Genomic DNA, 18,151 nt, shown 5'->3' on the forward strand with positions numbered 1-18,151 from the left:
GTCGAGGCGGGGGGTCAGGAGGCGGGAGGGCGGCCGATCGAGCAGACCAGGTCGCCGTTCTCGGCGTCGGCGACGATCGTGTCGCCCGGCCGGAGGTCGCCGGAGAGCAGCATCGAGGCGAGGCGGTTGTCGAGCTGGGTCTGGATGGTGCGGCGCAGCGGGCGGGCGCCGAACTCGGGCTGGTAGCCGCGGTCCACCAGCCAGCTGCGGGCCGCGTCGGTGACCTCCAGCTCCATGCCCTGGGCCTTCACCCGGCGCTCGGAGTTGGCGAGCATCAGGTCGACGATCCGCAGCAGGTCGTCCTCGGCGAGCGCGTCGAAGACGATGATGTCGTCGATCCGGTTGAGGAACTCGGGCAGGAACCGCCCGCGCAGCTCCTCCATCAGCCGGTCGCGGATCTCCTCGGTCTCGCCCCGGTGCGAGAGGATCAGCTGCGAGCCGATGTTGGAGGTCATGATGACCACGGTGTTGCGGAAGTCCACCGTCCGCCCCTGAGCGTCCGTCAGCCGCCCGTCGTCCAGCACCTGCAGCAGCGCGTTGAAGACGTCGGGGTGTGCCTTCTCCACCTCGTCGAAGAGCAGCACGCTGTACGGGCGGCGCCGGACCGCCTCGGTGAGCTGGCCGGCCTCCTCGTAGCCGACGTACCCGGGCGGCGCGCCGACCAGGCGGGAGACGGTGTGCTTCTCCTGGAACTCGCTCATGTCGAAGCGCACCAGCCGGTCCTCGTCGCCGAAGATCAGCTCGGCGAGCGCCTTGGCCAGTTCGGTCTTGCCGACGCCGGTGGGGCCGAGGAAGAGGAAGGAGCCGACCGGGCGGTTCGGGTCGGCCATCCCGGCCCGGCTGCGGCGGACGGCCTCGGAGACCGCGACGACCGCCCGGTCCTGGCCGATCACCCGGGCGTGCAGCTCGTCCTCCAGCTTGAGCAGCCGGGCTTTCTCGTCCTCGGTCAGCTGGGACACCGGGATGCCGGTCCGCCGGGACAGCACGTCGGCGACGTCGTCCACGGTCACCTCGACCACGCCTTCGCGGCGCTCCTCGACCTCGGCGACCTGGGCCTCCAGGTCGGCGATCCGGGCCTTCAGCTCGGAGGCGCGGGCGAAGTCCTCGGCGGCCACGGCCTCGTCCTTCTCGCGGCGCAGCTTGGCGAGCTCGTCCTCGCGGGAGACCGCCTCGGTGGAGCGGCCGACGCCGCGCAGCCGGACCCGGGCGCCGGCCTGGTCGATCAGGTCGATCGCCTTGTCGGGCAGGAAGCGGTCGCTGACGTACCGGTCGGACAGATCGGCGGCGGCGCGCAGCGCCTCGTCGGTGAAGCGGACCTGGTGGTGGGCCTCGTAGGAGTCGCGCAGGCCCTCCAGGATCTGCACGGTCTCCTCGACCGAGGGCTCGGGGATCAGCACGGGCTGGAAGCGGCGCTCCAGGGCGGGGTCCTTCTCGATGTGCTTGCGGTACTCGTCGATGGTGGTGGCGCCGATGACGTGCAGCTCGCCGCGGGCGAGGGCGGGCTTGAGCATGTTGCCGGCGTCCATCGCACCCTCGCCGCCGGCGCCCGCGCCGACCACGGTGTGCAGCTCGTCGATGAACAGGACGGTCGAGTCGGCGGCCTCGCGGACCTCGTCGATGACCTTCTTCAGCCGCTCCTCGAACTCGCCGCGGTACTTGGAGCCGGCCACCAGGCCGGCCAGGTCGAGCGAGACCACCCGGCGGTCCTTGAGGGTGCCGGGGACGTCGCCGGAGACGATCCGCTGGGCCAGGCCCTCGACGATGGCGGTCTTGCCGACGCCGGGCTCGCCGATCAGCACCGGGTTGTTCTTGGAGCGGCGGGAGAGGATCTCCACGGTCTGCTCGATCTCCTCGGCCCGGCCGACCACCGGGTCGAGCCGGCCGAGCTTGGCGTCCTCGGTGAGGTCGCGGCCGTACTCGTCGAGGGTGGGCGTCCGGCTCTCCTCCTTGACGGGGGTGCGGTCGCCGCGGGCGGCGGCCTCCACGCCGCGCTGCAGCCGGGACGGGTCGCCGCCCTGGGCGGCGAGGGCGCGGCCGGCGGCCGAGTCGGAGTCGTCGAGCAGCGCGGCGAGGATGTGCTCGGGCCCGATGTAGGAGACCCCGGCGGCCTGGGAGCGGGCGTGCGCGCCGATCAGGACGCGTTTGGCGGCGGGGGTGAGGCCGGGCGCGACGGACGGGTCGGCGCCGCCGGCCGGCAGCGAGCGCTCGAGTGCGGCGGCCAGCTTGTCGGGATCGACGCCGGCCTGGGCGAGCAGGGTGCGGGCGGGGTCGGTCCGGGTGGCGGCCCACAGCAGGTGCGGGGTGTCCAGGTCGGTGCTGCCGTCCTCCTGGGCGCGCAGCTCGGCGCGGCCGATCAGGTCGCGGGCCGACTCGGTGAGCAGCCGGCCGATCGGGACGCGCTGCACGGCGGGCGGCGAGGCTGCGGCGTTGAGACCGAAGAAGCGGTTGAGCAGTTCGGAGAAGGCGTCGTCGGAGCCGAGTGAGCCGAAGCCGGGCATGGTCATCTGGGGGCACTCCCACGGGGGACGGGCGGCGGTCCCTTGAACTATGTCAATCCGTCATATCCACCGCAAAAGCTGACGATCCGGACAGGTGTCGAGGCGTCAGGCCGACGGATCCGCCCCCGCGTTCCCAGCTACCTTTCAGGAACTTGGGACAGGCATTACCTCCGCATGGGAATGTGATGGCGGAACTTCCACGGGCACCCCGGGCCGGCGCGGTCCGGGGTGCCCGTGCGCGCCGTCCGAGGGGGAGCCATGCCGACCACCGACCCGGCCGCGCGGCGGCGCGGGATCGACGCACTGCTGCGGCGATCCCCCCTCCAGCCGGTCTTCCGGGCCCGGGCGGCCCGCCGGCTGGCGGTGCTCGCGTACCACGGCATCGAGGACGAGGCCGCGTTCGCCGCCCAGATGGAGCGGCTGGCCCGCACCGCCCACCCGGTCGGCCTGGACGAGGTCGCCCGGGCCGCCGAGCACCGCCGCCCGCTGCCCGCCCGCAGCGTGCTGGTCACCTTCGACGACGGCGACCGCACCGTCCTCACCCGCGGCCTGCCGGTGCTGGCCCGGCTCGGCATCCCCGCCGCCGCGTACGTGATCACCGACCTGGTCGGCGGCGACCAGCCGTACTGGTGGACCGAGGCCGCCCACCTGGTCGCCCACGGCGGTCGCACCGCACCCCTGCACGGGCTCGGCCCGGGCGCCGCGGTGCGCCGGCTAAAGACCCTGCCCGACGCCGAACGGCTCGACGCGCTGGCCGAGTTGCGCGCGACCGCGCGCCGACCGGCGCCCCGGCAGCGGCAGTTGAGCCGGGAGGACCTGCACCGGCTGGCCGACGGCGGCGTGGCGATCGGCAACCACACCGCCGGGCACCCCTGCCTGGACCGCTGCGCCGATGCCGAGACCGCCCGCCAACTCACCTGCGCGCACGATACGTTGACCCGGTGGATGGGCCGGGCCCCGACCTCCTTCGCCTACCCCAACGGCAACCTCGACCCGCGGGCCGAACGGCTGCTGCGCGAACTCGGCTACCGCACCGGCTTCCTGTTCGACCACCGGCACGACGACCTGGCCCCCGCCGACCGCCTGCGGATCAGCCGGCTCCGGGTCAACTCGCACACCGGCCGCGACCGCTTCGACACCATCCTGTCCGGTCTGCACCCGGCCGTGCACCGGCTGCGCGGCGGGCGCTGAGCACCAGCCGTACCCGTCCCGGGGGAGAGCCGTGAACCCAGAGATCCACCGCACGCCCGAGCTCGACGCCCGCCTGGTCGACGACTGGCGGGAGCTGGCCGCCGCCGACCCGGCCGGGTCGTACTTCGTCACGCCCGACTGGCAGCTCGCCTGGTGGCGCACCCTGGGTGCCTCCCGCCCCGGCGAACTGGCCGTGTGGCGCGGCGCCGACGGCCGCGTCGAGGCGGTGCTGCCGCTGCTGACCGTCCGCCAACGCCTGCACCACCGGCTGCCGGTGGCCCTCCCGGTGCTCACCCTGCTCGGCACCGGCCCGGGCGCCGCCGACCACTGCGGGCCCGCCGTCCGCCCCGAACGGCGCGCCGAGGTCCGCGACTGGCTGGCCCGCCGCGCCCGCACCGCCACAATCTGGCTGCCGAACCTCGACCCCGCCCACACCGACCTGCTGCCGCCCGGCGCCCGCCCGGTCACCCGCAGCGCCTGCCCGCGCGCCGACCTCACCGCCGGGCCCGACGCGCTCGGCTCCCGCGACTTCCGCGCCGCCAACCGCCGCGCCCACCGCCGCCTCGCCGCCGCCGGGGTCACCTTCCACTGGCGCGCACCCGGCACCGCCGAACCCGCCCTGCTCGACGAGCTGCTGCGCCTGCACCGGCTGCGCCGTCAGGCCGTCGCGGGCGGCGCCAGCAGCTTCGACGCCGGCCGCCTCGCCCTGCACCGCGCCCTGGCCGGGAGCGCCACCCCCGACCGCGGCCCGGCCTTCCAACTCGCCTACCACCGGGACGAACTGATCGGCGTCCTGTACGGCTTCCGCTGGCAGGACGGCTTCGCGTACTACCAGATCGGCTGGGACCCGCAGTGGGCCGCGCACTCGCTCGGCACCGCGCTGATCGACGCCGCCCTGCGCAGCTGCGCCGCCCAGGGGCTGCACACCTTCGACTTCCTGCGCGGCGACGAGGAGTACAAGTACCGCTTCGGCGCCGCCGACCGCACCGACACCGGCTGGCTGCTGCCGCACGGCGCGACCGGCGCGCTGCTCGGCCTCAAGCACCGCCTGCCCAGGGGCGGGTGACGCCGCGTCGGCTCAGGCCCGCACGGCCCCGTCCAGGTACACCCACTCGCCCTGGTGCCGCACGAAGCGGCTGTTCTCGTGCAGCTCCCCGGCGTGGTGGCCCTCGCGGTAGTGCGCCCGGAACTCCACCGTCCCCTCCTGGTGGAACGGCCCGCCCTCGGAGGCGCCGAGGATCTCCAGCCGCTCCCAGCGCAGCGCCGGGTCGAAGTCGACGGAGGCCGGCCGGGTGTCCGGGTGCCAGCTGCGCAGCAGGTACGGCTCGTCGTGCACGGCGAAGGCGCTGAACCGCGAGCGCATCAACTGCTCGGCGCTGCCCGCGGCGGCCTCGCCGCGGTGCAGCCGCCCGCAGCACTCCCGGTACGGGGCGCCGCTGCCGCACGGGCAGTCGACGGGCGGCGGGACGGCGGCGGGGCGGGGGGTGCGACGGCGTGCCATGGCACCCATTATCGCCGCTCGCGCGCCCCCTCCGGCGCGGCGCGGGCGACGGGCACCGGGGCTCGGGGCACGATGGGCGGGTGCCACGCCGCGGGCCACGGGAGGTGACCACCGCGCGGGCACGGGACGTGACGGCCGGTCGGCGACGAAGGGACCGCGATGAGCGACCACCACCACAACGTGCTGCTGCTCGGGTTCACCGACCAGGCGGCCTGCCGCGAGGCGTACGAGGACGCCATGCACCTGCCCGGCCTGCGCCAGGTCGCGGTGCTGGAGCGCGACGGCGACGGCATCGTCGACATCCCGGAGAGCCACGTCCGCGGCGCCGGCGTCCCGACCGTCGGCTCCGGCCTGGTCGGCGGGCTGGTCGGGCTGCTCGGCGGCCCGATCGGCGTGCTGCTCGGCTTCGCGGCCGGCGCGGCGATCGGCAGCGCGGCCGAGCAGACCGAGATGACCGACGGCGGCGCCGGCCTGATCGTGCTCTCCTCCCGGGTGGAGAACGGTGCGGCGCTGCTGGTGCTCGACCTGGTGGAGCGCGCCCCCGAGCCGGCCCACGACCTGGCGGCCAAGTACGGCGCCGTGGTGGAGCGGATCTCCGCGGAGGACTTCGCCGAGGAGGTCCGTGAGGCCAAGGAGAAGGCGGGGTCCTGACTGCCCGTCAGGCGGACCCGGGTCGGCCCGCGCCGCGCCCGAACAGCCGGTCCGTCTCCCGCCGGTCCCGCTTGGTCGGGCGTCCGGCGCCGCGGTCGCGGACGACGATCCCGATCCGCTCCTCGCGGGGCGGCGGCGGGGGGCTGTGGTCGACGTAGCAGGTCTCGGCGACCGGCGCGCCGACCCGCTTGGCGATCACCCGCACCACCTGGACGACCCGCTCCCGCCCCTCCACCCGCACCCGCACGTCGTCGCCCGGCTTGACGTGCTGCGCGGGCTTGGCGCTCGCCCCGTTGAGCTTCACGTGCCCGGCCCGGCAGGCCGCGCCGGCCGCCGACCGGGTCTTGATCAGCCGCACCGCCCAGATCCAGGCGTCGATCCGTGCGGTGGCTTCCTCCGTACCCATGCCACGACTCTATCCGGCCGTCTCGCAGCCTCTTTGTGCAACTAGTTGCACAGTGGCTCCACCGCACCCTACCGTTGGGTAACAAATCCTGACCGGAGGCGTCGATGACTGCTGCGTACCCCCACCTGCTGAGCCCGCTGGACCTCGGGTTCACCACCCTGCCGAACCGGGTGGTGATGGGCTCGATGCACGTCGGGCTGGAGGAGGCCGAGCACGGCTTCGAGCGGATGGCGGCGTTCTACGCGGAGCGCGCCCGCGGCGGCGTCGGCCTGATCGTCACCGGCGGCATCGCGCCCAACGAGGCCGGCCGCCCGTGGTCCGGCGGCGCCAAGCTGACCACCGAGGAGGAGGCCGCCGAGCACCGGGTGGTCACCGAGGCGGTGCACGCCGCGGGCGGCCGGATCGCCCTGCAGATCCTGCACTTCGGCCGCTACGCCTACCACCCCGACCTGGTCGCCCCGTCCGCCCTGCAGGCCCCGATCAGCCCGTTCGTCCCGAACGAGCTGACGGAGGAGCAGATCGAGCAGACCGTCGAGGACTTCGCCCGGTGCGCCGAGCTGGCCCGCTCGGCCGGCTACGACGGCGTCGAGATCATGGGCTCCGAGGGCTACCTGATCAACGAGTTCATCGCCCGGCAGACCAACCACCGCACCGACGGCTGGGGCGGCTCCTACGAGAACCGGATGCGCTTCCCGCTGGAGATCGTCCGCCGGGTGCGCGAGCGGGTCGGCGCGGACTTCATCCTGATCTACCGGCTCTCCATGCTCGACCTGGTGCCCGGCGGCTCGACCTTCGCCGAGGTGGTGCAGCTGGCCAAGGAGATCGAGGCCGCCGGCGCCACCATCATCAACACCGGCATCGGCTGGCACGAGGCGCGCATCCCGACCATCGCCACCTCCGTGCCGCGCGGCGCCTTCACCTGGGTCACCAAGAAGCTGATGGGCCAGGTCTCCGTCCCGCTGGTCACCTCCAACCGGATCAACACCCCCGAGCTCGCCGAGGAGCTGCTCGCCTCCGGCCACGCCGACCTGGTCTCGCTGGCCCGCCCGATGCTCGCCGACCCGGCGTTCGTCGCCAAGGCCGCCGCCGGCACCCCCGAGGCGATCAACACCTGCATCGGCTGCAACCAGGCCTGCCTGGACCACACCTTCAGCGCCAAGATCACCTCCTGCCTGGTCAACCCGCGGGCCTGCCACGAGACCGACCTGGTCCTCACCCCCACCCGGCTGCGCAAGCGGATCGCCGTGGTCGGCGCCGGCCCGGCCGGCCTGGCGTTCTCCGTCTCGGCGGCCGAGCGCGGCCACCAGGTCACCCTGTTCGACGCCGGCAGCGAGATCGGCGGGCAGCTGAACGTGGCCCGCAAGGTCCCCGGCAAGCAGGAGTTCGACGAGACCCTGCGCTACTACCGTCACCAGCTGGAGCGGCACGGCGTCGAGGTGCGGCTGAACACCCTCGCCGAGGCCGACCGGCTCACCGGCTACGACGAGGTGGTGCTCGCCACCGGCGTCACCCCGCGCGTCCCCGAGCTGCCCGGCATCGACCACCCGAAGGTGCTCGGCTACCTCGACGTGCTGCGCGACGCCGCCCCGGTCGGCGAGCGGGTCGCGGTGATCGGCGCCGGCGGCATCGGCTTCGACGTCGCCGAGTACCTCACCGACCCCGGCACCGACGGCGACCGCGCCGCGTTCCTCGCCCAGTGGGGCGTCGACGCCACCCACTCCACCCCCGGCGGCCTCGCCGACCCGGCCCGCCCCGCCGCCACCCGCAGCGTCCACCTGCTGCAGCGCAAGACCGGCAAGGTCGGCGCCGGCCTCGGCAAGACCACCGGCTGGATCCACCGCACCGAACTGCGCCACCGCGGCGTGGTGATGGTCCCCGGCGTCGAGTACCACCGGATCGACGACGACGGCCTGCACCTGACCGTCGGCGGCGAGCAGCAGGTCCTCCCGGTCGACACCGTGGTGCTGTGCGCCGGCCAGGAGCCCCGCCGCGACCTGGTCGACGCCCTCCGTGCCCTCGGCATCGAACCCCACCTGATCGGCGGCGCCGACGTGGCCGCCGAGCTCGACGCCAAGCGGGCCATCGACCAGGGCACCCGCCTCGCGGCCGCCCTCTGACCCACCGTCACACCCGCACCCGCCGGAGTCAGGGAACCCCCTGGCCCCGGCGGGCGGGCCTCGCGATGCCGTGGATCGTGGGCGCGCCCGGGTGTCGGAGGGGATGGATAGTCTGATCACCCGTCAGTGGCAGCACCGTGTGGCTGCCGGTCAGGGGGGTCCCATGCGTGCTCGTACTCGTGTCCGTGTTCTGACGCCGGTGGCGACCGTCGTCACCGCTCTGCTGCTCGCCGCCTGTTCCAGCACCGGCACCCCGTCGACCGGTGGCGCCACCGCGAGCGGGAGTCCCCGGCCGACTGATGCCGCGTCGAGCGCCGCCGCGTCACCCGTCACCGCGCCGTCGTCCGCCCAGCCCACACCGATCGACACCCAGGTCGTCCTCTGGTGCGGAACCGGAGGGATCGCCAAGCTCGGAGCCGTGATCAATTCCGCCGCGCGGGTCGAGGCGCAGCATGCCGGAGGCAGCGGGGTGATCGACCTGAGCCAGGTGTCCAAGGACATCTACGCGGCCCGGCAGTACAGGCCCCTACCCGACCCGGAGACCCAGGCCGCCTGGACGACCGCCTTGCAGCACCTCGCCAACGGCCTGGACAGCGTCCTGAGCGTCTCCGACCTCAAGCCCCACCCGTCCATCGCTCCGGAGCTGGCCAAGGAGAAGGAGGCCCAGGGGTGGGAGGAGTACGCCACGGGCGTCGCCGGGCTGAAGGACGTCGACTCGCGGATCCTGGCCTTCGGCTGCCTGCGCGACGGCGACCCCTGGCACGTGTAGTTCGCGCGGAGTGCGGTCGGACGGCCGGCCAGGCGCCCGGGGGAGCCTGGCCGGCCGAGGTGGTCCGCAGTGCCGACCGCTAGTAGAGCGACACCCCGTACGCCGCGGCCGCGGCCGGGACGGGCTGGAAGAAGGTGGTGCCGCCGCTCGTGCAGTCGCCGCTGCCGCCGGAGGTGAGGCCCAGCGCCTTGCTGCCGTCGTACATCGGGCCGCCGGAGTCGCCGGACTCCGCGCAGACGTTGGTCTGGATCAGCCCGCGGACGGTGCTGCCGTCGGAGTAGTGGACCGTGGCGTTCAGCGCGGTGACCGTTCCGCCGTGGGTGCCGGAGGTGGAGCCGGTGCGCTTGACCGACTCGCCGACGTACGCGTTGGCCGCGGTGTAGCCGCCCGGGTGGCTGAGCGAGGTGTTGTCGTAGCGGACCAGCGCGTAGTCGGAGCCGGGGAAGGTCGCGCCGACCGTGGCGCCGATCAGGGTGGTGTGGCCGGAGTTGGTGTACCAGGTGTTGGCCACCTTGCCGCAGTGGCCGGCGGTGAGGAAGTAGTAGACGCCGCCCTTGACCACGTTGAAGCCGAGCGAGCAGCGGTACTGGCCGCCGTAGATGGCGGCGCCGGCCGAGACCAGCGGCTTGAGGACGCCGGGGGTGCGCTCGATCTTCAGCGAGGCGGCGTCCTGGCCGGCCTCCTTGGCGATCCTCGCGATGGCGGTGGGGGTGACGGTGCTGTCGGCGAGCACGACGACGCGTCCGGTGCTCCGGTCGGTGTGCCAGGCGATGCCGCCCACGCCGGCGCGGTCCACGGCGTCGCCGGCCCGGGCCAGCGCGGCGGCGTCGGGCGTCGGGGCGGCGGAGGCGGTCGGTACGGCGGCGGCGGTGGCGGCCGCGAGGACGGCGGCGACGGCGAGCAGCCGGGTACGGCCGCGACGTCCGACGGTGGGGGTGGTACGCGTGGTCCTCACAGTTCTCCTCCTCGGAGTGGGGAACCCATGGGGTGATGGGCCGTGAGGCGCGGGCAGGAGGCGACCGGGGCCGCCCCCCGGCCCGGCTCCTGATCTGATCCTGACAAGCGCTGTCTGTGAGTGTCCGTCAGCTGACGGACCGGCACAAGCCTCCGCGTCGCACTTCCGGGCGGCTGCGGCCCGAGCGGCCCGGGCCCGTACGATCACCGCATGTCGCTGCCGCACGCCATCCTGACCGCCCTGCTGGAGAAGCCGTCGTCGGGGCTGGAGCTGACGCGGCGCTTCGACCGGTCGATCGGGTTCTTCTGGCAGGCGACCCACCAGCAGATCTACCGGGAGCTGGGGCGGCTGGAGCGTGACGGGCTGGTGCGCTCCTCCGCGCCGGGCGCGGGGCGGGGGCAGCGCAAGGAGTACGAGGTGCTGCCCGCCGGCCGGACCGAGCTGGTCGAGTGGGCGCGGGAGGAGCAGGACCCGAAGCCGATCCGCGACCCGCTGCTGCTGCGGCTGCGCGCGGCGGCGGTGCTGGGCCTGGACGGGTTGGGGGAGGAGCTGGCCCGGCACCGGGAGCTGCACCGGGAGCAGCTGGCGCAGTACCTGGAGATCGAGCGCCGGGACTTCCCGCCCGAGCGGGCGGCGGAGGAGAACCGGCTGCAGCACCTGGTCCTGCAGGCGGGCATCCAGCTGGAGTCGTTCTGGCTGGCCTGGCTGGACGAGGCGCTCGAACAGGCCCGCAGCTGACCGCTGCGACCTCGGGGAATACCCCCGGTTGCCGTGCCGTTCGGGCAAGTGGTTGAATGTTGAATAACCGAAGGAGTTGAGAGCGGTGCAGTTCGGCATCTTCAGCGTCGGCGACGTGACCACCGACCCGACCACGGGGCGCACGCCCACCGAGCACGAGCGGATCCAGGCCATGGTGGCGATCGCGCTCAAGGCGGAGGAGGTCGGACTCGACGTCTTCGCCACCGGCGAGCACCACAACCCGCCGTTCGTGCCGTCCTCGCCGACCACCATGCTCGGCTACATCGCGGCCCGCACCGAGCGTCTGATCCTCTCCACGTCCACCACGCTGATCACCACCAACGACCCGGTGAAGATCGCCGAGGACTTCGCGATGCTCCAGCACCTGGCCGAGGGCCGGGTGGACGTCATGATGGGCCGCGGCAACACCGGGCCGGTCTACCCGTGGTTCGGCCAGGACATCCGCCAGGGCATCCCGCTGGCGATCGAGAACTACGCGCTGCTGCACCAGCTGTGGCGCGAGGAGAACGTCGACTGGCAGGGCCGCTTCCGCACCCCGCTGCAGTCCTTCACCTCGACCCCGCGCCCGCTCGACGACACCCCGCCGTTCGTCTGGCACGGCTCGATCCGCAGCCCGGAGATCGCCGAGCAGGCCGCGTACTACGGCGACGGCTTCTTCGCGAACAACATCTTCTGGCCCAAGGAGCACTTCCAGAAGCTGATCGACCTCTACCGCGAGCGCTTCGCCCACTACGGGCACGGCACCCCCGAGCAGGCGGTCGTAGGCCTCGGCGGGCAGGTCTTCATGCGGAAGAACTCGCAGGACGCGGTCCGCGAGTTCCGCCCGTACTTCGACAACGCCCCGGTGTACGGCCACGGCCCCTCGCTGGAGGAGTTCACCGAGCAGACCCCGCTGACCGTCGGCAGCCCGCAGGAGGTCATCGAGAAGACCCTGGCCTTCCGCGAGACCTTCGGCGACTACCAGCGCCAACTGTTCCTGATGGACCACGCCGGACTGCCGCTGAAGACCGTGCTGGAGCAGCTCGACCTGCTCGGCGAGGAGGTCGTCCCGGTGCTCCGCAAGGAGTTCGCCAAGGGCCGCCCGGCCGAGGTCCCGGACGGGCCCACCCACGCCGCCCGGGTCGCCGCGCAGCAGGCCGAGAAGACCGAGGAGGTCGCCAAGTGAGCACCCTGAAGCTGGCGGTGGTGGCGGCGGGCCTGAGCGTGCCGTCCTCCACCCGGCTGCTGGCCGACCGGCTCGCCGAGGCGACCGCCCGCGACCTGCGGGACGCCGGGCGGCAGGTGGAGGTCACCGTGGTCGAACTGCGCGAGCTGGCCCGGGAGATCGCCGACAACCTGGTCACCGGCTTCCCGCCGCCCGCGCTGCGCGAGGCCGTCCGGGCGGTCGAGGAGGCGGACGCCCTGATCGCCGTCACGCCGATCTTCTCCGCCTCCTACAGCGGCCTGTTCAAGTCCTTCGTCGACGTGCTCGACCGGGACGCCCTGACCGGCAAGCCGGTGTTGATCGCCGCCACCGGCGGCACCGCCCGGCACAGCCTCGCCCTGGAGCACGCGATGCGCCCGCTCTTCGCCTACCTGCGCGCCGTCGTGGCCCCCACCGCCGTCTTCGCCGCCTCCGAGGACTGGGGCGCGACCGGCGCCGACGGCTCGCTGGCCGGCCGGATCGCCCGCGCCGCCGGGGAGTTGGCCGAACTGCTGGCCGGACGCCCGGCCGCCGCCAAGGTGGTCGAGCAGGTCGTCCCGTTCGAGCAGCAGCTGGCGGCGCTGCGCCGGAGCTGACGGCACCTCAGCGCTGATCCGTCCGCATGACAGAGGAGAGGCACCCCGATGGAACCCGAGGTCCGCGACAACCCCGAGCAGTCCCGGTTCGAGATCCACACCGACGCGGGCCCGGCCGGGTTCGCCGAGTACCAGCGCGACGGCGGCCGGGTGAAGTTCGTCCACACGGTGATCGACCCGGCCTTCGAGGGCCAGGGCCTCGGCGGCAAGCTGGCCCGCGCGGCGCTGGACACCGTCCGTGAGCGCGGCGGGAGCGTGCTGCCGTACTGCCCCTTCATCCGCGGTTGGATCGGGAAGCACCCGGAGTACACCGACCTGGTGCCGGCGGACGAGCGCGCCAAGTTCGGACTGTGAAATAAGAAGTGACGGTGTGTCAGATCGGCAGGAGTCGGACATCTCCGGCCGCTGACATGGACGGACCGCGCCGGCCGGACTATCGTCGGCCGGCGTGACGTTCTCCATCGTGGCCCGTTCCGGCAACGCCTTCGGCGTGGCCGTGGCGAGCAAGTTCCTCGCCGTCGGGGCCCTGGTGCCCGCCGCCGAGGCGGGCGTCGGCGCGCTCGCCAGCCAGGCGTGGGCCAATGTCGCCTACCGCCCCCAGGGCATCGCGATGCTGCGCTCCGGTGTCGGCCCGGCCGCGACCGTCGCGGCGCTGCTCGCCGCGGACGACGGCCGGCGGCACCGCCAGCTCGGCGTGGTCGGCCCCGGCGGCGTCGCCGCCACGCACACCGGCGAGGAGTGCCTGCCCTGGGCGGGCGGCGTGGCGGGCGACGGCTACGCGATCCAGGGCAACATCCTGACCGGGCCCGAGGTGGTCCGCGACATGGAGGCCGTCTGGCTGGCCTCCGCCGAACTCCCCTTCGCCGACCGGCTGGTGGCCGCCCTCGGGGCCGGCGACTCGGCCGGCGGCGACGCCCGCGGTCGGCAGAGCGCCGCGCTGTACGTCATCGAACCCGGCCGCGGCGTCGGAGGCTGGGGCGACACCGCCTACGACCTGCGGGTCGACGACCACCCGGACCCGGTGGCCGAGCTGCGCCGCCTGCTGGCCGTCCACGAAGTCCTGCACGGCACCCCCGACCCGGCCGACCTGCTCCCGCTCCACGGCGAACTCGCCACCGAGGTCGGCGAGTTGCTCGCGGCCCTGGGCTACGACTCGCTCGACCGCTGGGCCGGCGTGGAGAACCTCGAAGGCCGCCTGGTGACCGGCAAGATCGACCCGCTGGTGCTCACCCACCTGCGGGCGATGGCCGCTTAGTCCGTCGTTGCCCTGCCGTTGGCCCGCCGCTCTCCTCCGGGATCTACCGTGACCCGGTCCCGGCGCGTGCCGGGCCGAGCGAGCGGACCGGGGGCGGCGAGGGTGCGGAGCAGGGTGCTGGTGGTCGGAGCGGGGTTCCTGCTGGCAGCGCTGGTGAGCGGCTGCGCGTCACCGGGGGAGACCACGGCGGCGGCGAGCCCCTCGTCGGACGTACCGGCGGCGTCGGGCTCCGTACCGGTGCCGTCGGCCGAGTCCTCGTTGCCGCCGGCCGCGCCGTTGGGCTCCGCCGTCGGCGTAGCGCCGCAGTCCGCCCCGCCGCAGTCCGCCCCGGCGTCGGCTAGGAAGCCCGCGCCGACGCCGAGCAGCCCGCCGTCCTTCGCGGAGCCGCACGTCTCCGCCATCCGGGCCGAGGGCCCCTGCCGGCTGAACGACCACACCTACGAGGCCGACTTCGTCATCACCCTGGCCGGCGGCCAGGGCTGGCAGATCAGGCCGCAGTCCACCCAGCAGGTGCGGCCCGACGGGACGTCGCTGACCTACCGGTACGGCCTGATCTTCCCGGACCTGCCGCCCGCGCCCGAGTCGCTGGTCGACGGCAGGGTCCGGGTGACCTACCCGCTGGGCGACGACGGCATGCAGGTCATCGCGCTGGCGGACGGGTCGGTGCACGCCGTCGTGGTGCCCGCCGACCTCAAGGCCACCGCGACCTGCGCCCCGTAGCCACCTTGACGGACCGTCAGCTCCAGCCCAGCGCCTGCGCGAGGTCGGCCTCCAGGTCCGCCGCGTCCTCCAGACCGACCGACAGGCGCAGCACCGCCGGGTGCGGCTTGTGGGCGGCGGCGACCGGACGGTGGGTGAGCGAGGCGGGGTGCTGGATCAGGGTGTCGACGCCGCCGAGGGAGACGGCGTGGGTGATCAGCCGGCAGCGTTCGGCGATCCGCGCGGCGTGCTCGAAGCCGCCGGCCGCCTCGAAGGCCAGGACCGTTCCGCCGCCCAGGAGTTGACGGCCCAGCAGTGGGGAGGGGCGGCGGCCGGGGTAGTGCACGGCGGCGACCTCGGGTCGCTCGGCCAGCCAGTCGGCGAGCCGGGCGGCGGTCGCGGAGGCGGCGCGGACCCGCAGCGGGAGGGTCTGCAGGCCGCGGTGGAGCAGGTAGCCGGCCAGCGGGTGCAGGATCGCGCCGGTGACGGCGCGGATCCGGCGCAGCCGGGCCGCCCACTCGGCGCTGCAGGCGACCGCGCCGGCCAGCACGTCGCCGTGCCCGCCGATCGCCTTGGTGGCGCTGTGCAGGACCAGCGCGGCGCCGAAGTCGGCGGGGCGCTGCAGGACCGGGGTGGCGAAGGTGTTGTCGACGACCAGCGCGGCCGGGCCGCACTGCGCGGCGACGGCGGCCAGGTCGACCAGGTCCAGGGTGGGGTTGCCGGGGGTCTCCACCAGCACCAGGCCGGTGTCCGGGCGGAGGGCCGCGGCGACGGTGTCGGCGGTGGCCCAGCTGACCTCGGTGCCGAGCAGGCCGGAGTCCAGCAGGTGGTCGGAGCCGCCGTACAGCGGGCGCACCGCGACCACGTGCCGCTTGCCCTCCGCGGCGGAGGCCAGCAGGCAGGCGGAGAGCGCCGCCATCCCGGAGGAGAAGGCCACCGCCTCGGCGCAGCCCTCGAGTTCGGCGAGCGCCTGCTCGAAGCGGGCGACGGTGGGGTTCCACAGCCGCTGGTAGACCAGTCCGCCCTCGCCGGGCGGCCGACCGCCCTCGGCCAGCGCCTGGTAGGCGTCGCCGCCGGCGGCGAGCGCGGGGACGGGGTAGGTGGTCGACAGGTCCAGCGGCGGGACGTGCGTGCCGAGGGCGGCGAGGTCCTCGCGGCCGGCGTGCACGGCCCGGGTGCCGATGCCGGGTGCGGCGTCGGGTCTGCGGGTGGCGGCGGGGGCGGGGAGGGTTTCGCCGAGGGTGAGCGAAGGTGCGTTCATGGCGGTGATCGTGAAGTTCGACGCGGCGAAAGGCCAGTGGGGCGGTCGAAGATTCGGTGCGGCCGGGGTACGGTCTTGCGGATGTTCGGCACGGGCCGCCACGCTGGTCGGCGTGCCGAACATTCCACGGGCCCGCACGGCGCTGGACGAGACCGACCGGGCGATCGTCCGGGCGCTGGTGGCGAACGCCCGGATGCCCAACAGCGCGCTGGCCGAGCAGCTCGGCATCGCCCCGTCGACCTGCCTGGCCCGGGTCCGGGCGCTGCGCGAGCGCGGGGTGATCAACGGCTACCACGCGGAGGTGGACCTGGCCGCGGCCGGACTGCCGCTGCAGGCGATGATCTCGGTGCGGCTGCGGTCGCACACCAGGGAGCAGAACGGCAGCTTCCGCGCCGCCGCGCCGCAGCTGCCCGGGGTGCTGGCGGTCTTCCACATGGCGGGCAGCGAGGACTACCTGCTGCACGTGGCGGTGGCCGACCCGGAGGCGCTGCGCTGCTTCGTGGTGGAGCACCTGACCACCCACCCGGCGGTGGCGCAGACCCGCACCAACCTGGTCTTCGAACGGATCGCGGGGACGTCGCCGATGCTCTGACGGGGCGCCGGGCAGCTGCTGGCGGGGCGCCGGCCGGACTACAGCCAGCCACGCCTGGCGGCCTGCAGCCCGGCCTGGAAGCGGGTCTGGGCGTTCAGCTCGTCGAGCAGGTGGGAGATCCGGCGGGTCATGGTGCGCTGGGTGATGCCGAGGCTGCGGACGATCGCGGCGTCCTTCATCCCGGCGGCCATCATGGTCAGCAACTCCCGGTCGCGGTCGTCGAGCCCGCCGCCCGGCCGGTCGGCGGCCAGCGGCGTGGCGCGCTCCCAGAGCAGGTCGAAGCAGGTCACCAGGGCGGTGAGCAGCGGCGAGTGGCGCACCCACAGCGCGGCGGTGGACTCGGTGGACTCGAAGCTCAGCGGGATCATCGCGCAACGGCGGTCGGCGACCAGCATCTTCATCCGCACCGAGGGCAGGCTGCGGGCCTGCTCGCCGGCCTGGATGCAGTGCAGCAGGAAATCCATCCGGGCGGCGCTCTCCAGCCCGGGCGCGTCGTACAGCGCCCGGTAGGCGACGCCGCGGGACAGCAGCTGGAGTTCGACCGGGTTGGCCACCGGGTCGTCGAAGTACGGCGGACAGTCGATGATCAACACCTCCTCCTGGGCGCCGAGTTGGAGCTGTTCGGCGCGGTGCCGCATGGCGTCCTGGCCCTCCACCAGCTCCACCAGCTCGGCGGACTTCGACGGGCCGAGCGCCTCGTACTGCCGCGCCAACTCCCTGACCCGGGTGCGCAGTCGGTCGAGCTCCTGCTGCCGCTGGGCGGCCAGCGCGTCGACCGCGACCTCCGGCGGGGCGGCGGTGTACCTGGTCGGGCTGCCGGCCAGCCGGGTCACCAGGCCGGAGGCGACCAGGCGGTGCAGGGCGGCGCGCAGCGCGGAGGGGAGGGCGTCCACCGCGTCGGCGAGCTGGGCGGCGGTCGACCGGGGCGCGGCCAGGACCCGGAGGTAGAGTGCGCTCTCCAGGGCGCCGAGCCCGACGGGCTCCAGCAGGTCGTCCGACATGCCGCCCAGGATAGGCGCGGGATGGCGACTTATGGCCATTGTCCACCATTCGCCGCCGCAGATCCGGCCATTCGGCCTTACGGTACTTGTCATCGGTAATCTGTCCGGTCCCCGGACGGGGCAGGCCCGAGCCCCTATGCGGCTGCACGACGGCGCCCCACCGCCGGCCCATGGCCGCCCCCGTTGTGAAGGGACCGACCATGGCTGTCGCGGACCCACCCCAGACCGTGCGGTACGGCCTGAGCCTGGCGACCGTGCCCGCATCCGTACCCGAGGCGCGTCGCCGGGTACGTACCGAACTCGCCGCGCAGGGCTTCGACGCGGAGCATCCGCTGACCGACACGGTGCTGCTGGTGGTCAGCGAGCTGGTGACCAACGCGGTGCGCCACGCGGCCCCCCGCTCGCCCCGGACGACCGTCGAACTCGTCTTCAGCGTCGACGAGTTGACCGTCAGCGTGCACGACAGGCATCCGCACTGCCCGCGCCGCCCCGAGGTCCCGCACCAGGACGGCAGCGGCGGCTGGGGACTCGGCCTGGTGCACGAGCTGGCCGCACTGGCCGGTGGCGGGACCGACACCCTCGCGGACGACGACGGCGGCGGGAAGACCATGGTGGTCCGGCTGCCGCTCGGCTGAGCGCGCGGTCGATGAGGGGCGGGGCCGGCGCCGCGTCCCGGCGGACACCGGTTGGGAAGACGATCGTCGGACGACCCCGCGG

At 74.1% G+C, this 18,151-nt stretch carries 19 protein-coding genes; 13 read left to right on the plus strand and 6 right to left on the minus strand.

What is annotated here, in order from left to right:
- Positions 1–14: 14 nt before the first annotated feature.
- Positions 15–2,504 (minus strand): AAA family ATPase, encoded by a 2,490-nt coding sequence (locus AB0K51_RS07545; RefSeq protein ID WP_363451600.1) that lies wholly within the window; start codon positions 2,502–2,504, stop codon positions 15–17.
- A gap of 252 nt (positions 2,505–2,756) precedes the next feature.
- Between AB0K51_RS07545 and AB0K51_RS07550 the strand changes: the two genes are divergently transcribed.
- Both AB0K51_RS07550 and AB0K51_RS07555 read left to right on the plus strand, forming a co-directional pair.
- Positions 2,757–3,689: a polysaccharide deacetylase family protein gene (locus AB0K51_RS07550; protein WP_363451602.1), complete on the plus strand. Its 933-nt coding sequence runs from the start codon at positions 2,757–2,759 to the stop codon at positions 3,687–3,689.
- Between the two features lie 31 nt (positions 3,690–3,720).
- Complete coding sequence (locus AB0K51_RS07555; protein ID WP_363451604.1) at positions 3,721–4,755, plus strand: GNAT family N-acetyltransferase; 1,035 nt, start codon at positions 3,721–3,723, stop codon at positions 4,753–4,755.
- A 12-nt stretch (positions 4,756–4,767) separates the two neighbouring features.
- On the opposite strand, the gene AB0K51_RS07560 is transcribed toward AB0K51_RS07555, so the two are convergent.
- Positions 4,768–5,190 carry a YchJ family metal-binding protein gene (locus tag AB0K51_RS07560; RefSeq protein WP_363451607.1) on the minus strand — a complete coding sequence of 141 codons (423 nt, stop codon included), beginning with the start codon at positions 5,188–5,190 and terminating at the stop codon, positions 4,768–4,770.
- Between the two features lie 159 nt (positions 5,191–5,349).
- On the opposite strand from AB0K51_RS07560, the gene AB0K51_RS07565 reads away from it, so the two are divergent.
- A complete protein-coding gene (locus tag AB0K51_RS07565) occupies positions 5,350–5,841 on the plus strand; it encodes a hypothetical protein (RefSeq protein WP_363451609.1) in 492 nt (163 codons plus the stop codon).
- A gap of 7 nt (positions 5,842–5,848) precedes the next feature.
- Here the strand turns inward: AB0K51_RS07565 and AB0K51_RS07570 are convergent, their stop codons facing one another.
- Positions 5,849–6,247, minus strand: coding sequence for a S4 domain-containing protein (locus AB0K51_RS07570; protein ID WP_363451611.1), 399 nt, complete (start codon positions 6,245–6,247; stop codon positions 5,849–5,851).
- Positions 6,248–6,351: 104 nt separating this feature from the next.
- Between AB0K51_RS07570 and AB0K51_RS07575 the strand changes: the two genes are divergently transcribed.
- Positions 6,352–8,364 (plus strand): NADPH-dependent 2,4-dienoyl-CoA reductase, encoded by a 2,013-nt coding sequence (locus AB0K51_RS07575; RefSeq protein WP_363451613.1) that lies wholly within the window; start codon positions 6,352–6,354, stop codon positions 8,362–8,364.
- 199 nt (positions 8,365–8,563) lie between these two features.
- Positions 8,564–9,133 carry a hypothetical protein gene (locus tag AB0K51_RS07580; RefSeq protein WP_363451615.1) on the plus strand — a complete coding sequence of 190 codons (570 nt, stop codon included), beginning with the start codon at positions 8,564–8,566 and terminating at the stop codon, positions 9,131–9,133.
- A gap of 79 nt (positions 9,134–9,212) precedes the next feature.
- On the opposite strand, the gene AB0K51_RS07585 is transcribed toward AB0K51_RS07580, so the two are convergent.
- Complete coding sequence (locus AB0K51_RS07585; protein WP_363451617.1) at positions 9,213–10,088, minus strand: S1 family peptidase; 876 nt, start codon at positions 10,086–10,088, stop codon at positions 9,213–9,215.
- A gap of 210 nt (positions 10,089–10,298) precedes the next feature.
- Between AB0K51_RS07585 and AB0K51_RS07590 the strand changes: the two genes are divergently transcribed.
- The 6 genes from AB0K51_RS07590 (at position 10,299) to AB0K51_RS07615 (ending at position 14,601) form a co-directional block, all read left to right on the plus strand.
- On the plus strand, positions 10,299–10,826 hold the full coding sequence (locus tag AB0K51_RS07590) for a PadR family transcriptional regulator (protein ID WP_363451619.1): 528 nt from the start codon (positions 10,299–10,301) through the stop codon (positions 10,824–10,826).
- Positions 10,827–10,911: 85 nt separating this feature from the next.
- Positions 10,912–12,012, plus strand: coding sequence for an LLM class flavin-dependent oxidoreductase (locus AB0K51_RS07595; protein WP_363451621.1), 1,101 nt, complete (start codon positions 10,912–10,914; stop codon positions 12,010–12,012).
- Positions 12,009–12,626: an FMN reductase gene (locus tag AB0K51_RS07600; RefSeq protein WP_363451623.1), complete on the plus strand. Its 618-nt coding sequence runs from the start codon at positions 12,009–12,011 to the stop codon at positions 12,624–12,626. Before AB0K51_RS07595 ends, AB0K51_RS07600 begins: the two co-directional genes overlap by 4 nt.
- 48 nt (positions 12,627–12,674) lie before the next feature.
- Positions 12,675–12,980: a GNAT family N-acetyltransferase gene (locus tag AB0K51_RS07605; RefSeq protein ID WP_363451625.1), complete on the plus strand. Its 306-nt coding sequence runs from the start codon at positions 12,675–12,677 to the stop codon at positions 12,978–12,980.
- Between the two features lie 94 nt (positions 12,981–13,074).
- The gene (locus AB0K51_RS07610; protein WP_363451627.1) at positions 13,075–13,881 is read left to right on the plus strand and encodes a DUF1028 domain-containing protein; all 807 of its coding nucleotides are present in this window, start codon (positions 13,075–13,077) and stop codon (positions 13,879–13,881) included.
- A 114-nt stretch (positions 13,882–13,995) separates the two neighbouring features.
- Positions 13,996–14,601 carry a hypothetical protein gene (locus AB0K51_RS07615; RefSeq protein WP_363451629.1) on the plus strand — a complete coding sequence of 202 codons (606 nt, stop codon included), beginning with the start codon at positions 13,996–13,998 and terminating at the stop codon, positions 14,599–14,601.
- Between the two features lie 16 nt (positions 14,602–14,617).
- On the opposite strand, the gene AB0K51_RS07620 is transcribed toward AB0K51_RS07615, so the two are convergent.
- A complete protein-coding gene (locus AB0K51_RS07620) occupies positions 14,618–15,841 on the minus strand; it encodes an aminotransferase class I/II-fold pyridoxal phosphate-dependent enzyme (protein WP_363451631.1) in 1,224 nt (407 codons plus the stop codon).
- A 112-nt stretch (positions 15,842–15,953) separates the two neighbouring features.
- Here AB0K51_RS07620 and AB0K51_RS07625 point away from each other — a divergent pair, with 112 nt between their 5' ends.
- Positions 15,954–16,433, plus strand: a complete 480-nt coding sequence (locus AB0K51_RS07625) for an Lrp/AsnC family transcriptional regulator (protein WP_363451633.1) — start codon at positions 15,954–15,956, stop codon at positions 16,431–16,433.
- Positions 16,434–16,471: 38 nt separating this feature from the next.
- On the opposite strand, the gene AB0K51_RS07630 is transcribed toward AB0K51_RS07625, so the two are convergent.
- Positions 16,472–17,434, minus strand: a complete 963-nt coding sequence (locus AB0K51_RS07630; RefSeq protein ID WP_363451635.1) for a helix-turn-helix domain-containing protein — start codon at positions 17,432–17,434, stop codon at positions 16,472–16,474.
- A gap of 200 nt (positions 17,435–17,634) precedes the next feature.
- On the opposite strand from AB0K51_RS07630, the gene AB0K51_RS07635 reads away from it, so the two are divergent.
- Positions 17,635–18,069, plus strand: a complete 435-nt coding sequence (locus AB0K51_RS07635; RefSeq protein WP_363451637.1) for an ATP-binding protein — start codon at positions 17,635–17,637, stop codon at positions 18,067–18,069.
- Positions 18,070–18,151 lie beyond the last annotated feature (82 nt).

It is taken from the genome of Kitasatospora sp. NPDC049285 (assembly GCF_040678815.1).
Taxonomy (GTDB): Bacteria; Actinomycetota; Actinomycetes; order Streptomycetales; family Streptomycetaceae; genus Kitasatospora.

Excerpts from the sequence above, each read along its gene's own strand:
- AB0K51_RS07575 (WP_363451613.1), top strand. The coding sequence starts at position 6,352 with ATGACTGCTGCGTACCCCCACCTGCTGAGCCCGCTGGACCTCGGGTTC.
- AB0K51_RS07590 (WP_363451619.1), top strand. The coding sequence starts at position 10,299 with ATGTCGCTGCCGCACGCCATCCTGACCGCCCTGCTGGAGAAGCCGTCG.
- AB0K51_RS07560 (WP_363451607.1), bottom strand. The coding sequence starts at position 5,190 with ATGGCACGCCGTCGCACCCCCCGCCCCGCCGCCGTCCCGCCGCCCGTC.
- AB0K51_RS07635 (WP_363451637.1), top strand. The coding sequence starts at position 17,635 with ATGGCTGTCGCGGACCCACCCCAGACCGTGCGGTACGGCCTGAGCCTG.
- AB0K51_RS07605 (WP_363451625.1), top strand. The coding sequence starts at position 12,675 with ATGGAACCCGAGGTCCGCGACAACCCCGAGCAGTCCCGGTTCGAGATC.
- AB0K51_RS07630 (WP_363451635.1), bottom strand. The coding sequence starts at position 17,434 with ATGTCGGACGACCTGCTGGAGCCCGTCGGGCTCGGCGCCCTGGAGAGC.
- AB0K51_RS07550 (WP_363451602.1), top strand. The coding sequence starts at position 2,757 with ATGCCGACCACCGACCCGGCCGCGCGGCGGCGCGGGATCGACGCACTG.
- AB0K51_RS07565 (WP_363451609.1), top strand. The coding sequence starts at position 5,350 with ATGAGCGACCACCACCACAACGTGCTGCTGCTCGGGTTCACCGACCAG.
- AB0K51_RS07570 (WP_363451611.1), bottom strand. The coding sequence starts at position 6,247 with ATGGGTACGGAGGAAGCCACCGCACGGATCGACGCCTGGATCTGGGCG.
- AB0K51_RS07620 (WP_363451631.1), bottom strand. The coding sequence starts at position 15,841 with ATGAACGCACCTTCGCTCACCCTCGGCGAAACCCTCCCCGCCCCCGCC.
- AB0K51_RS07545 (WP_363451600.1), bottom strand. The coding sequence starts at position 2,504 with ATGACCATGCCCGGCTTCGGCTCACTCGGCTCCGACGACGCCTTCTCC.